This is a genomic window from Sanguibacter sp. Z41_6 (genome assembly GCF_059621145.1).
In genome coordinates this window covers 1,011,750-1,025,072 of record NZ_JCAQIF010000001.1, presented here as the reverse complement: position 1 = coordinate 1,025,072, position 13,323 = coordinate 1,011,750, and the positions used below count along the sequence as shown (strand labels likewise).

Sequence of the window (13,323 nt, the reverse complement as noted above, 5' to 3'; positions counted from 1 at the left end):
TATAGTGGCTCGCATGTCAGTGAGCTTCGCCCTCCTGGGCCTCCTCGAGTCCGGTTCCCGCCACGGCTACGACCTCAAGCGGTCCTACGACGAGCGGTTCGGCCAGGGGCGCTCCCTGCACTACGGGCAGGTGTACTCCACGCTCGCGCGGCTGCTGAAGAACGGCCGTGTCGAGGTCGAGTCCGAGCCCGGGGACGGACCCGATCGGAAGCGGTACGCCATCACGGACGCCGGGATCACCGACGTCGAGACGTGGCTGGCGCAACCGGAGGAACCGGAGCCGTACCTGCAGAGCACCCTGTACACGAAGGTCGTCCTCGCGCTGCTCACCGGGCGCGACGCCCAGGACCTCCTCGACATCCAGCGCGCCGAGCACCTGCGGCTCATGCGCGACCTCACCCGGCGCAAGAGCGGCGGCGACCTCGCCGACCAGCTCATCTGCGACCACGCGCTCTTCCACCTCGAGGCAGACCTGCGCTGGCTCGAGCTCACCGCCGCCCGCCTCGACCAGCTCGCCACGCACGTCCGCACCTGAGCGACCGCCCATCCGCGCACGGCCCGCCCGGCGGGCCGGACTCTCTCCCGAGGACACCCATGACCTCCGTCGCCCCGACGCCACCCCTCCTGACCGCCCGCGACCTCTCCCTGAGCTTCGGTCCCACCGCAGCCCTGCGCTCGGCATCCATCCATGTCGCGGCCGGTGAGGTGCTCGCCCTCATGGGACCGTCCGGCTCCGGCAAGTCCACCCTCCTGCACTGCCTCGCCGGCATCCTCACACCCGACTCGGGCCAGGTCACCTTCGACGGCCGGGACCTCACCGCGATGTCCGACACCGAGCGCAGCACCCTGCGACGCACGGAGTTCGGGTTCGTCTTCCAGTTCGGTCAGCTCGTCCCCGAGCTCACCTGCCTCGAGAACGTCGCTCTCCCCCTCCGGCTCAACGGGGTCAGCCGCACCGACGCCCGGCACGCCGCCAGCGAGTGGCTCGACCGCCTCGAGGTCAGCGACGTCGCCCGGAAACGCCCCGGGCAGACGTCAGGAGGCCAGGGGCAGCGCGTCGCGGTCGCCCGCGCGCTCGTCACCCGCCCGCGGGTCGTGTTCGCCGACGAGCCCACCGGAGCGCTCGACTCCCTCAACGGCGAGCGCGTCATGGACCTCTTCGTCACCGCCGCACGGGACACCGGCACAGCCGTCGTCCTCGTCACCCACGAGGCCCGGGTCGCGGCGTACTCCGACCGCGAGGCCGTCGTCCGGGACGGTCGCGTCCGCGAGCAGGAGCTCGTCGGATGACCCCCGCAGGACGCCAGCCCGCCCTCGCCCCGCCACCTCCCGCACGCGAGGCGCGCGCCGTCGCAGCCCCCCCGCCCGGACGACCGGCCACGGCTCGCTCCGGAAGGATCCGCAGATGGGCCGCAGACCTCTCCCTCGGGCTCCGGCTCAGCGTCGCAGGAGGAGCCTCCAGCTGGGCGCGCCTGACGATGATCGCCGTCGGGGTGGGCCTGGGCGTGGCCATGCTCCTGCTCACCGCGACCCTCCCGACACTCATGGACGCCCGCGCCGCGCGGATCGAGGCGCGCTCCCCCGACTACAGCGAGGTCGAGACAGCGACCGCGCCGGGCACGACCCTCGTCTCGAGCATCTCCACGGACTACCGCGACCACGCCATCGGCGGGACGCTCCTGCAGCCGGACGGCGACGACGCCCCGCTGCCTGCCGGGCTCGACCGGTTCCCGGAACCCGGCGAGCTCGTCGTGTCCCCCGCGCTCGCCGAGCTCCTCGCGAGCGACGAGGGCGCCCTGCTCCGCGAGCGCTGGGGCGAGCCGTCCACGACGCGCATCTCCGCGGACGGCCTCACGGGACCGCGGGAGCTCTACCTCTACCTCGGGAGCGACGAGCTCACCCCGGAGACCGGCCTGCGGGTCGACGGTTTCGGCAGGCCGTCCGGCGGCGGCGGGATGGACGTCATGGTGGCGATCCTCGCCATCGTCGCTCTCGTCGTGCTCCTCGTGCCCGTCGCCGTCTTCGTCGCCACGGCCGTCCGCTTCGGCGGCGAGTCCCGGGACCGCCAGCTCGCGGCGCTGCGACTCGTCGGGGCGGACGCCCGGACCACCCGGCGGATCGCCTCGGGCGAGACGCTCGCGGGAGCGGTCCTCGGCCTGCTCGTGGGCACCGTCCTGTACGTCGTGGTCGGTGCCGCTGCGTCCGCGGCCGGTCTCGACATCTACCCCTCGGACTACCGCCCGGCGCCGGCGCTCGCAGCGCTCGTCGTCGTCGCCGTGCCAGCTGCCGCGGTGCTCGTCACCGTCTCGGCGCTGCGCCGCGTCGTGCTGGAGCCGCTCGGGGTGGTGCGCCACAGCGCGCCGCCACGCCGGCGCCTGTGGTGGCGGCTCATCCTGCCGATCGTCGGCATCGCGCTGCTGCTGCCGCTGCGGGACGGGGCCACCGAGCTCACCGGCGCCGTCACCTTCGTCGTCGTGGCGGGGGTCGCCGCGCTCCTCATGGGGATCGCGCTGCTGCTCCCCTGGCTCGTCGGTGCGGTCGTGCAGCGCCTGGGGTCCGGTTCCGTCGCATGGGACCTCGGGGTGCGCCGCCTGCAGCTCGACAGCGGGACAGCGGTCCGGGCCGTGTCGGGGATCGCCGTGTCCGTCGCCGGAGTCATCGCCGTGCAGGGCCTTCTCGCCGCGGTGACGGCGGCCTACACAGAAGAGGTCTCGTCCGGTGCCGCCACCGCCCTCTACCAGGCGGAGGTCAGGACGTGGACCAAGGCGCCCGACGACCGCCTGCCCGCGCTGATCGCCGGGTCGCCCGGCGTGCTGGACGTCGCGACCGTGACCGACTCCTGGGGGTATCCGGCAGACGGTTACCAGGCCGGTGTCACCGTGGCCGACTGCGCCGTGCTGCGCCAGCTCGCCACGCTCGACGGGTGCACCGACGGTGACACGTTCACCCTCACCGGGCAGGGCACGGTCCCCCTGGAGCCAGGCACAGAGCTGACGATCGCTGACGGCGACCCCGCCGTGCCAGGGGCGGACGGCGCCGCGGTGCCAGAGGCGGACGGCGCCGCAGTGCGGTGGACGGTGCCCGACGACATCCGCACCGTCCCAGCGGCCCCCAGCATCAGCGGGTGGCAGGCGTACGCCGTCCTGCTGACCCCGGGCGCTCTCGACGGGCAGTCCCTGGGACCGCAGGCGTCGACGCGCTATCTCGTGGCGATCGATCCGCAGGACCCTGACGCGCTCGACGAGCTGCGCAACACGGTCGCCCGCGTCGATGTCACCCTCGGCGTCGGGGTCCTCTCCGACACCCCGACCCAGTCGTTGCTGGAGAACATCCGCCAGGGTCTTCTCGTCGGGACGGTCGCACTGCTCGTGCTCATCGGGGCGAGCATGCTCGTCAACGTCATCGAGCAGCTGCGCGAGCGCCGGCGGCTGCTGTCGGTGCTCATGGCCTTCGGTACCCGGCGCTCGACCCTGGCCGCGTCCGTCCTCTACCAGGTCGCCATCCCCGTGGCGCTCGGTCTCGTCCTGGCGGTCCTCACCGGCACGACGCTCTCCGCGGTGCTGCAGACCATCGTGGGAGCGCCCGTCACGTTCGACTGGGCAGGCATCGGCGCGACGTCCGGTGCGGCCGCCGCGGTGGTGCTGCTCACCACGGCGGCCAGCCTCCCGGTGCTGTGGCGCATGACGCGTCCGGGCGCGCTGCGCAGCGAGTAGCCAACCGGCCCGGGCTGCTACCTGGCCACAGACCCCTGGCGGGCTCAGCGATCGCGGGCCCGCCAGGCGCGCCAGGCCTCCACGAACGGCGGCACGACGACACCCTCCTCCGCCATCGCCCGGCGAGTGCCCCGTCGGGTGACGAGCACACCGACGAACGCGACGACCCACGGGACGGCGACGAACGACATCGCGACCCGGAAGTCGCCGAGGGTGTAGTCGCCGTCCGGCCGCACGGCGTCGAGGATGAGACCGATCGCGAGGATCGTGGCCAGGGCACCGAGGAACGCCCCCATGTTGACGAAGCCGGTGGCCGCACCGAGCCGGTTCGCCGGGTTCGTCGTGCGGACGAAGTCGAACCCGACCATCGACCCCGGACCACCGATGGCGAGCGCGCAGATGAACAGCACGAGCACCCACATCGGCCGTGGGGTGCTCGGCACGAGCACGGCCGCCCACCCGGCAGCACCGAGGGCAGCGATACCCAGGACCAACCACGACCGCCGCAGCGGGTGCCGTGCGGTGAGCTCCCCGAGGATCGGACCGGCGACGATCGCCACGAGGACAGCGAGGCTCAGCAGCGCTCCGGCCGTCCCGGGGCTCACACCCTGACCGAGGACGAGGAACGGGTACCCCCACAGCAGGACGAAGGCGTTGAGCCCGTAGGCGGTGATCATGTGGGACCAGAACCCGAGCCACGTCCCGGACGTGCGGGCCGCGAGCCGCAGGGACAGCCGGGCAGCGACCGGGACGCGCGCCACCGTCCCCCTTCCGGGCGGGGAGTCCCGCACGGCGGCGAGCACGCCGGCGGCCGCGAGCGCGCCGAGCGCTGCGACGGCGAGGAACGCGGTCGTCCAGCCCCGGCCGTGCAGCAGCGCGACGAACGGCACGGCCGAGAGCACCTGTCCCAGCTGACCGAGGAGCCCCGTGAGCTGCGTGACGACGGGCACCCGCCGCGGCGGGAACCACATGGGGACGAGGCGCATGACGGAGGCGAACGTCATGGCGTCGCCCGCACCGATGAGCACGCGGGCTGCGACGGCCGGGGCGACGGTGTCGGAGAGCGCCATGCCGAGCTGCCCCAGGGCCATGAGGATCGCCCCCGCGGCGATGAGCCGGCGCGGACCCACCCGGTCGAGGAACAGGCCGACGGGGATCTGCGCACCGGCGTAGACGCCGAGCTGCACGACCGTGAACAGGGAGAGCACCGCGGCGCTCGCGTGGAACTGCTCGACGGCGTCGACGCCCGCCACCCCGAGCGACGTGCGGTGCAGCACCGCCACGACGTACGCCGCGACGGCCGTTCCCCAGACGAGGAGGGCACGCCGGGCAGGAGCCGGCGCGCCGTCGGGCGGCGCCGGGGCGCGGTTCACGAGGAGGTCAGGCCCCTTCGAGCACGAGGAACAGCACGAGCGCGACGGCGAGCGCCGCAGCGAAGCCGGTCGAGATCCACAGGACGGTGCGGGGACGGATGCGCATCACATCAGTCTCTCACCGGACCGTGACGGCCTCAGCGTTCGCTGTACCCGCCGAGGAGGTCACCGTTGCTGTCGAGCAGGAGCTCGAGACGGACGTCGAGCGTCGTCCCGTCAGCGATCTCAGCCGTCGCGTCGCACGCGAAGATGGTGTCCTCGCCGACGGAGGGCACCTCGACGGTCGCGATGTTGTTCTCGACCTCGGTGAGGTCGCTGGCGCTGACGAGCCTGACGTCGTCGGGCTCGTCGGCCAAGGTGTCGATGACGTCTGCGCTCAGCTGCTCGCAGTCGTAGTCCTCGTCGATGAGGTCGGCGACCGCGTCGGACACGCCGGACTCCTCAGCGTCCCCGCCCAGGGCGAAGATCGCGATCGTCAGGACGATGATCCCGGCGAGCGCGCCGAGGATCCAGTACGTCACGACCTTGGAGCTGCCCGCCGGCTCCTGCTCGAACTGCGCGGGCTGCTGGTACGAGCCGGGCTGGGAGCCGCCCTGGTACTGGCCGGCCTGGCCCGGCTGGCCGGCCTGCCCCTGCTGGCCTGCCTGCCACGGCTGAGCGGTGTGTCCCTGCTGGTCGGGCTGCGGGGAGCTCGCCGACCCGGTGCTCCCCGGCGCGGGCTGGGTGTGCGCGGTCCAGCTCGACCCGTCGAAGTACCGCAGCTGCTGCGGGACCTGGGGGTCTGTGTACCAACCGGCGGGGGCGCTCATGGGTGTGCTCCTGGTGCTGCGACGAGCGCCCGGCAGCGCCCTTCTGGTGGTGAGCATCCTCCGGGGTCGACCACCCACGACGCAACTCGCCGCGGGTGGTCGACGCGGGGTCAGCGCGCCGCTGCTCCCTGTCGCCTGCGGGCCACCGCGACGAGCGTCGTCCCGAGGAGGAGCAGGACGGCAGCACCGAGGGCGACGTCGGGGTCACCGCCCGTCACGGCGAGCGCACCGCCCGGCCCCGCGTACTTCGCGAGCTGCGCGCCGGACGCCGACGTGCAGTCCGTCTGTGCCCCGAGCGGCAGGGTGAAGGACACGGGGTCCATGGCCTCGCCCGCGGTGTAGAAGCCCTCGAACGCGGCGGCGGCGGCGCTGGTCAGCGTCGCGGGCACCCCCGTCCACGAGATCTGGCGGTCGGTGGAGGCCGACGTGCCTGCTGCGAGGTCGAGGGTGGCGACGACGATGCCCGTGCGCGTCGTCGTGCCCGTGCGCACGTCTGCGACGAGCGACGCGGTGGAGGTGCCGGTCACCTGCACCCGGGGCTGGGAGATCGCCACGTCGAGCGCACCCCCGTGACCGGTGAACGTCACGGAGCCCCCGAAGGCGGCGCGACCGAGCCGGTCCTCGGTGTTGTACGTGCCCGTCCCGCCGGACCACGCGAACGGTCCCGTGCCGCTCACCCCGTCGGTCGAGACCGCGCCGCGCGCCACAGAGCCCGTGACGTACGTTCGGAACGCCTCCTTCACGCCCCAGGTCAGCGTGCCGCCAGAGATCGACCGGGCGACGCACACCGGCACAGGGGCCGGGGCGGTCTGGGTTCCGGCCCCAGGAAGGATCGAGGGGACGACCACGGTGCTGGCGACGCCGGACGCCGGACCGGGCTCGCCGGGCACGTCCGTCCCGGGCCCTGCGAAGAGAACCGGCCCGGAGCGGGCGTCGAGCGAGCGGTCCGTGGCCGAGCACCCGTGGGCGCAGAATGCGGTGGCGACGTAGGACCCGGGCTGGGCTGCGCCCGCGGGCACGGTGAGGGTCGTCGTGAAGCTCCCGTCCGCAGCGATGCGGGACTTCGGCAGGTACGCGGACGCGAGCCAGCCGTCCTGCGCCGGCACTGTGCCCTCGGCCCAGGTTCCCTCGGTCCCGAGGTTGACGTACAGCCCCTGGCGCGAGACGTCGAGCGCGCTGGCGAAGCCGGCGCCCGTGACCGTGACGACGTTGCGCACGGACGGGTCGAGGACCGCCGGTCCCGTGATCGTCAGGCGGGGACCCTGCGGCTGGGGCTGCGGTTCAGGCTCGGGCTGCGGCTCGGGCTGCGGCTGCGGCTGCGGTTCAGGCTGGGGCTGGGGAGCGACAGCCTGGTACGTGACGGGCACCGCGAGCTCCTGAGCCGCGTCCCGGCCCCCGCCCGCAGCGTAGGTGTGCACGCCGAACGCACCGTCGGCGGCCAGAGTGGTCGGGGCGGTCACGGTGAGCCGCGCGGTGAAGGTGCCGTCCGCACCGAGCGAGACGCGCTCGGGGCGGAGCGCGTCCTGGTAGGCGCTGGGGAGCGAGTCGAAGCTCGTGTCGGTCATGGCCCAGGCCTGGGTGCCGACCTGCCGGGCGGAGCTCGGCGCGCCCTCCGAGGGACGCCACGTCGGCGAGAAGCTGCCGAAGACGACGTAGACACCGGCGGGGACGCCGGCCGCGGGCGGGCGGGTGCCCACGTTGCTCGCGGGGTCGAAGCCCGCGCCGCGGACCACGACGTCCTCGCCCTCCGTGACGGGGTCAGCTCCGAGCGGTGTCGTGCCGTCGGCACGGAAGACCTCGATCGTCGGCAGGAAGGGTCCGGGGGCGACCGGGTCAGGCACGACCGGGTCCGGCACCACCGGGTCCGGCACCACCGGGTCCGGCACCACCGGGTCCGGCACCACCGGGTCCGGCACGGGCGCCGGGGCGAGGAACGTGATGCCGCCGGCCCGGGCGTCGAGCGACCGGTCGGTCACCGAGCAGGCGTGCGCGCAGAACGCGGCCGCGACGTACTCCCCGGGGCTCGCGGCCCCTGCCGGGATCGTCACCGTCGTCGAGAAGGTCCCGTCCGCGCTGATCGACGCGGGACGGACCCAGCCCGAGGCGGCGAAGCGGCTCTGGTCCGGCACGGTCCCGTCCGGCCACGCGTCGACCGTCCCGATGTTCACGTAGACGCCCTGGCGGCCGGGCTCGAGCGCTGCCGCGAAGCCGGAACCCTCGATCGTCACGGTGTTCTCGACGGCCGGGTCGAGGCCGGCGCCCCCGGACACGACGAGCACGGGAGCGGCCGGCGCGGCCTGGGCCGGGGCGACCGCGCCGACGAAGGCGATCATCGCTGCGACGAGGGTGGCGGCGAGCGCGCGACCTCGGGAGGTCGTGCGTCCGGGACGCTGCCCCGGGACGCGTGGGCGGGAGAGCACGGATGACTCCTAGCTGGCTGCGCGCGGCAGCCGGTGTCGAGAGCGCGCGACGGCGCTGGTCGGGGGCGAGGGGGTAAGGGGGCGAGGGGTGAGCATGTTCGGACACATCCGGCGCGGTGCCTGCTGGCAGCGGCCCGTGTGGGGTGAAGGAGCGTGGTGCTGGCGCAGGCGCCTGCGGTCAGGGCTCGTCAGAGATGGACGGCGCGGGGTCACGGCGCTGGGTCCGTCGTCGGAGGAGGGCCACCAGACCGAGGAGCGCGACCGCCGCACCTGCGACGAGGAGCGTCGGGCCGCCGCCCGACTCGGCCGCGTCCGGTGCGACGGCACCCTCGTCGGCACCGGCGGGCGGGCCGTCGGAGAGCGGTCCGGCAGGGTGCGCCTCGGGTGACGCGGCGGTGTCGCCAGCCGCCGCGTCAGTGTCGTCGCCCTCGGCTGCCGGAGTCTGCGCGACCTCGGAGCCGTCGTCATCCGTCCCCGGTCCGTCCGCACCCTGGAAGGTCAGGGGGACGACGTTGTCCGCGCCGCGGTCCTCGCCGCGCACGTGGTCGTAGCGGGTGGTCACCGCGCAGGACACCTCGCGGCAGTCGGTCCCCGTGACGGGGTCGACCATCGGTACGGGCAGGGTGACCGTGAAGGACCCTCCCGGGCCGTACGGCTGCGTGAGTCCCTCGGCGTAGGGCGGCGGGTCGTCGGAGATCCAGGTCGCACCGCCGGTGCCGGTCGTGTCTGCGCCGCCGATGCACGGGCTCGGCTTGGTCCCCGGCCCGTTGTCGACGCACACCGCCACGTAGATCCCGGACCCGGGGTCGAACCCGGTACCGGTGACGGTCACGACGGCCCCCTCGGACGGCAGCCCGGCGGCCGGGTCGACGTCGATCTCCCCGACGGTGTGCGGGGAGTCGGACGCGGCGGTGGGCACCGTGAGGTGCGCGTCGTGCGCTGACGCGGACGCCATGGGGCCGAGTGCCACAAGGGCGGCCGCTGCGGCCAGGAGTGCCGCGCGCCGCGGTCTCGTGGCGGCGGGCAAGAGGTTTCCGGAGGTGTTCATCAGGAGGCACCGTAGGGGTAGTTAGGGAAGCCTGTCTAATCTGAGGCTATCCTTACCCCGAGCCCGCCGAGCGGCGGCGCCCGACCGCCCCGCGGTCGGGCTGCACCGCCCGTCGGACTCACCAGACCACGCGCCCCGAGCGCCGCGACGACGAGGAAGACCGCGATGACCCCGCCCGCAGCGGCGCCACCCCGACGAGCAGTGGCACTGCTCTCTGCCCTCGTCGTCCTCGCGCTGCCGGCGTGCGCGAGCACCGCGTCCGACGCCATCACCCCCGCGGACACCTCAGGCGTCGTGCACGTGTCCCTCGATGCACCGCTCGACGTCCTGTCCCCCGCGCCCGTCCCCGAGCTCCCGGTCACGGTGACCTCGCACGACGGCGTCGACGTCACGGTCACCGACGTGAGCCGCATCCTCGCGGTCGACCTCTACGGCACGCTCGCCGAGACGGTCTTCACCCTCGGGCTCGGCGAGAACGTCGTCGGGCGGGACACCTCCACCGGATTCCCGGAGGCCGCAGACCTCCCGCTCGTCACCGTCGGCGGGCACAGCCTGTCCGCGGAAGCCGTCCTCGACCTCGACCCCACGGTGGTCCTCACCGACACGACCGTCGGACCGCCCGAGGTCCTCGACCAGCTGCGCGCGGCCGGCGTGCCCGTGATCTTCTTCGACCCCACGCGCACCATCGACGGCGTCGACGAGCAGATCGAGGCCGTCGCTGCGGCACTCGGTGTCCCGGCAGCAGGCGCAGAGCTCGCCGAGCGCACGAACCAGGAGATCGACGCAGCGAGCGCGGACCTCGCCGACACCGGGACACGCGTGGCGTTCCTCTACGTCCGGGGCAGCGCCGTCTCGTTGCTCGGCGGGCCGGGCTCCGGTGCCGACGAGCTCATCGAGGCCATCGGTGCCGAGGACGCCGGGACGGCCATCGGCCTGGACCGGGCATTCGTCCAGATCACCTCGGAGGCGCTCGTCACGGCAGCGCCCGACGTCCTGCTCCTCCTCGACGGCGGGCTGCGGTCCGTCGACGGCCTCGACGGTCTGCTCGCGGTCCCAGGCGTCGCCCAGACCCCCGCGGGTGCGGCCCGCGCCGTCGTCGCCGCCCAGGACACCGGCCTCCTCGGGTTCGGTCCGCGGACGGGCGCGACCCTCAGCGCGCTCGCGCAGGCCGTCCGTGACGCAGGGGCGGCCTCATGACCTCCGCCACAGCAGCTCAGCCGCACATCGCTCCGCCGCGCTCCGCGCCCCCCGGGGCCGGCACAGCCGGGCCCGGAGCGGGAGGGGCACGCGGTTCCGGACGCCGCAGCGCGACCCTCATCACTCTCCTCGTGGCCGCCCTGACCGTCTCCGCCCTGCTCGCCGTCGGCGTCGGGCAGGTCACCGTCAGTCCCGCCGAGGTCGTGGGATCGCTGCTGCACCGGGTGGGGCTCGACGTCGGCCCGCTCCCCAGCCACGCGCAGGGCGAGAGCGTCCTGTGGTTCGTGCGGATGCCCCGCGTGATCCTCGCCGTGCTCGTCGGTGCGAGCCTCGGGTGCGCGGGGGCGCTCATGCAGGGCGTGTTCGCCAACCCGCTCGCCGAGCCCGGCGTCATCGGCGTCTCCTCGGGCGCAGCCGTCGGTGCGAGCGCGGTCATCGTCCTCGGTGGGGCGGCCGCCGGCGGCTGGCCGGTCGCGGCGGCGGCCTTCGTCGGCGGGCTCGGCACGACGGCCGCCGTCTACGTGCTCGCCCGCAGCGGTGGGCGCACCGAGGTCGTCACCCTCGTGCTCACCGGCGTCGCGATCAACGCGTTCGCCGGTGGGCTCATCGCCCTGTTCACCTTCGTCGCGGACACCGGGGCACGCGAGCAGATCGTCTTCTGGCAGCTGGGGTCGCTCAACGGGGCGACGTGGTCCGCCGTCCGGGTGGTGCTGCCGTTCGCCGTGCTCGGGCTCGTGGGTTCCGCGCTGCTCGCGCGCCGGCTCGACCTGCTCGCGCTCGGCGAGCGCGCCGCTCGCCACCTGGGCGTCGAGGTGGAGAGGCTGCGCCAGGTCGCCATCGTCCTCGTCGGGCTGCTCACCGCGTCGAGCGTGGCGTTCACGGGCATCATCGCGTTCGTCGGTCTCGTCGTCCCGCACCTCGTCCGGATGGTCGCCGGGCCGGGCCACCGGGTCCTCCTGCCGGCCTCGGCGCTCGGTGGGGCGCTGGTGCTCGTCATCGCCGACCTCGTCGCGCGCACCGCCGTCGCCGGCGCCGACCTGCCGCTCGGCATGCTCACCGCGCTCGTCGGCGGTCCGTTCTTCTTCTGGTTGCTGCGCCGCACGCGCGCGAGCCAGGGTGGCTGGGCATGAGCGCCGGCCCCCTGCTGCGCGCGACGGCGACACCCGCACGCGAGCCGCACGCCAGGGCGGTCGTCCCACCCGCGCTCGAGGGGCGTGGCCTCACGGTGACGCTCGGCGGGACACCGATCCTGCACGGTGTCGACGTCGCCGTGCGCCCGGGTGAGCTCGTCGCGCTCGTCGGTCCGAACGGTGCGGGGAAGTCGACGCTGCTCGCGGCGCTGTGCGGGGACGTGCCGCTCGGGGCAGGCGAGGTGCTCGTCGACGGGGTCCCCCTGCGCCGGTACACCGCGAAGGAGCTCGCGCGTCGTCGTGCCGTGCTGCTCCAGCAGGTGACCGTGTCCTTCCCGTTCCTCGCCGGAGAGATCGTCGCGATGGGGCGGGCACCGTGGTCGGGCACCGGTGCACAGGACGACGACGAGGAGGTGGTCGCAGCAGCGCTCGCCGCGTGCGACGTCGCGCACCTGTCCGAGCGGCCCTTCCCGACGCTCTCCGGAGGTGAGCGTGCACGCGTCGCGCTCGCTCGGGTCCTCGCCCAGGACACCGCGCTCGTGCTGCTCGACGAGCCCACCGCGGCGCTGGACCTCCACCACCAGGAGATGATCCTCGCTCACGCGCGCCGGCTCGCCGACTCCGGGCGCGCGGTCGTCGTCGTCGTGCACGACCTCACGCTCGCAGCCGCCTGGGCGCACCGCGTCGTCGTCCTGGCGGCTGGCGAGGTCGCTGCGGACGGGGCTCCGGCGCACGTCCTCACGGAGCAGCTGCTCGGTGAGGTCTACCGTTGCCCGGTCGACGTGTTCCTGCACCCCCGCACCGGGGCGCCCATCATCCTGCCGACCCGGTCCGCCCACGGCGTCGGCCCTCCGGCACCGTGCACCGCCCCGTCCCCGCGCACCGCTGACCTGCCCACCGAGGAGCTCGCATGACCACCACCGTCGAGAACGCGACGACCCCGTCCCTGTCCGAGCACCTCAAGAGCGCGACGCGCACGCAGCACGCACGCGCCGAGGGCACGTCGTTCGTCGGTGCACTCATGGACGGGCGGCTGCACGTGGGGGCGTACGCCGACCTCGCCGCGCAGCACCACGCGATCTACAGCGCCCTCGAGCGCGCCGAGCCGTTCGTCCGGGCCGACCCCGCCGGTGCGGGGATCGTGTTCGACGAGCTGCGCCGCGTCCCGGCTCTCGAGGCGGACCTCACGGTGCTCGTGGGACCGCGATGGCGGGACGAGGTGCGGCTCCTGCCCGCGACGCTCGCGTACGTCGAGCGGCTCGACGCCGTCGCGTCCACGTGGGTGGGTGGCTACGTGGCCCACGCCTACACCCGGTACCTCGGCGACCTGTCCGGAGGGCTCATCATCAAGTCGATCCTCCAGCGCTCGTACGGCGTGGCGGACGAGGCGGTGGGCTTCTACACGTTCCCCGGGATCCCCAAGCCCAAGGTGTTCAAGGACGAGTACCGGGCCCGCCTCGACGCGCTGCCGTTCGACGCCGAGGAGCGTGAGCGGGTCGCCGCGGAGGCCCGCGTCGCGTTCGACCTCAACACCGCGCTGTTCGCCGACCTCGCGGCGGTCCACCTCGGGGTCTAACGTCTGAGGTGTCCAGTTTGTCCCCCGGCTCTCTCCTGCCCTCCCGGGCTCTCGAAC

11 protein-coding genes are annotated in these 13,323 nt (G+C 74.1%); 7 read left to right on the top strand and 4 right to left on the bottom strand.

The window, feature by feature from the left end; all coding sequences use genetic code 11:
• The first annotated feature begins 13 nt into the window (after positions 1 to 13).
• From AC54T1_RS04815 to AC54T1_RS04805, 3 genes are read left to right on the top strand one after another with little or no spacing between them, the layout of a single operon-like run.
• Positions 14 to 535 (top strand): PadR family transcriptional regulator, encoded by a 522-nt coding sequence (locus AC54T1_RS04815; RefSeq protein WP_496911225.1) that lies wholly within the window; start codon positions 14 to 16, stop codon positions 533 to 535.
• 59 nt (positions 536 to 594) lie between these two features.
• Positions 595 to 1,290: an ABC transporter ATP-binding protein gene (locus AC54T1_RS04810; protein WP_496911224.1), complete on the top strand. Its 696-nt coding sequence runs from the start codon at positions 595 to 597 to the stop codon at positions 1,288 to 1,290.
• A complete protein-coding gene (locus tag AC54T1_RS04805) occupies positions 1,287 to 3,713 on the top strand; it encodes an FtsX-like permease family protein (protein WP_496911223.1) in 2,427 nt (808 codons plus the stop codon). Before AC54T1_RS04810 ends, AC54T1_RS04805 begins: the two co-directional genes overlap by 4 nt.
• Positions 3,714 to 3,757: 44 nt before the next feature.
• On the opposite strand, the gene AC54T1_RS04800 is transcribed toward AC54T1_RS04805, so the two are convergent.
• The 4 genes from AC54T1_RS04800 to AC54T1_RS04785 form a co-directional block, all read right to left on the bottom strand.
• The gene (locus tag AC54T1_RS04800; protein ID WP_496911222.1) at positions 3,758 to 5,086 is read right to left on the bottom strand and encodes an MFS transporter; all 1,329 of its coding nucleotides are present in this window, start codon (positions 5,084 to 5,086) and stop codon (positions 3,758 to 3,760) included.
• A gap of 137 nt (positions 5,087 to 5,223) precedes the next feature.
• Positions 5,224 to 5,895, bottom strand: coding sequence for a DUF2510 domain-containing protein (locus tag AC54T1_RS04795; protein ID WP_484344191.1), 672 nt, complete (start codon positions 5,893 to 5,895; stop codon positions 5,224 to 5,226).
• 110 nt (positions 5,896 to 6,005) lie between these two features.
• Positions 6,006 to 8,315, bottom strand: a complete 2,310-nt coding sequence (locus AC54T1_RS04790; RefSeq protein ID WP_496911221.1) for an HtaA domain-containing protein — start codon at positions 8,313 to 8,315, stop codon at positions 6,006 to 6,008.
• 178 nt (positions 8,316 to 8,493) lie between these two features.
• Positions 8,494 to 9,363, bottom strand: a complete 870-nt coding sequence (locus AC54T1_RS04785) for a neocarzinostatin apoprotein domain-containing protein (RefSeq protein WP_496911220.1) — start codon at positions 9,361 to 9,363, stop codon at positions 8,494 to 8,496.
• Between the two features lie 165 nt (positions 9,364 to 9,528).
• Between AC54T1_RS04785 and AC54T1_RS04780 the strand changes: the two genes are divergently transcribed.
• The 4 genes from AC54T1_RS04780 to AC54T1_RS04765 are packed head-to-tail and all read left to right on the top strand — an operon-like array spanning position 9,529 to position 13,266.
• On the top strand, positions 9,529 to 10,560 hold the full coding sequence (locus AC54T1_RS04780) for a heme/hemin ABC transporter substrate-binding protein (RefSeq protein WP_484344188.1): 1,032 nt from the start codon (positions 9,529 to 9,531) through the stop codon (positions 10,558 to 10,560).
• On the top strand, positions 10,557 to 11,690 hold the full coding sequence (locus AC54T1_RS04775) for a FecCD family ABC transporter permease (protein ID WP_496911219.1): 1,134 nt from the start codon (positions 10,557 to 10,559) through the stop codon (positions 11,688 to 11,690). Before AC54T1_RS04780 ends, AC54T1_RS04775 begins: the two co-directional genes overlap by 4 nt.
• Positions 11,687 to 12,604 (top strand): heme ABC transporter ATP-binding protein, encoded by a 918-nt coding sequence (locus AC54T1_RS04770; protein WP_496911218.1) that lies wholly within the window; start codon positions 11,687 to 11,689, stop codon positions 12,602 to 12,604. Before AC54T1_RS04775 ends, AC54T1_RS04770 begins: the two co-directional genes overlap by 4 nt.
• On the top strand, positions 12,601 to 13,266 hold the full coding sequence (locus tag AC54T1_RS04765; protein WP_496911217.1) for a biliverdin-producing heme oxygenase: 666 nt from the start codon (positions 12,601 to 12,603) through the stop codon (positions 13,264 to 13,266). Before AC54T1_RS04770 ends, AC54T1_RS04765 begins: the two co-directional genes overlap by 4 nt.
• The last annotated feature ends 57 nt before the right edge of the window (positions 13,267 to 13,323 follow it).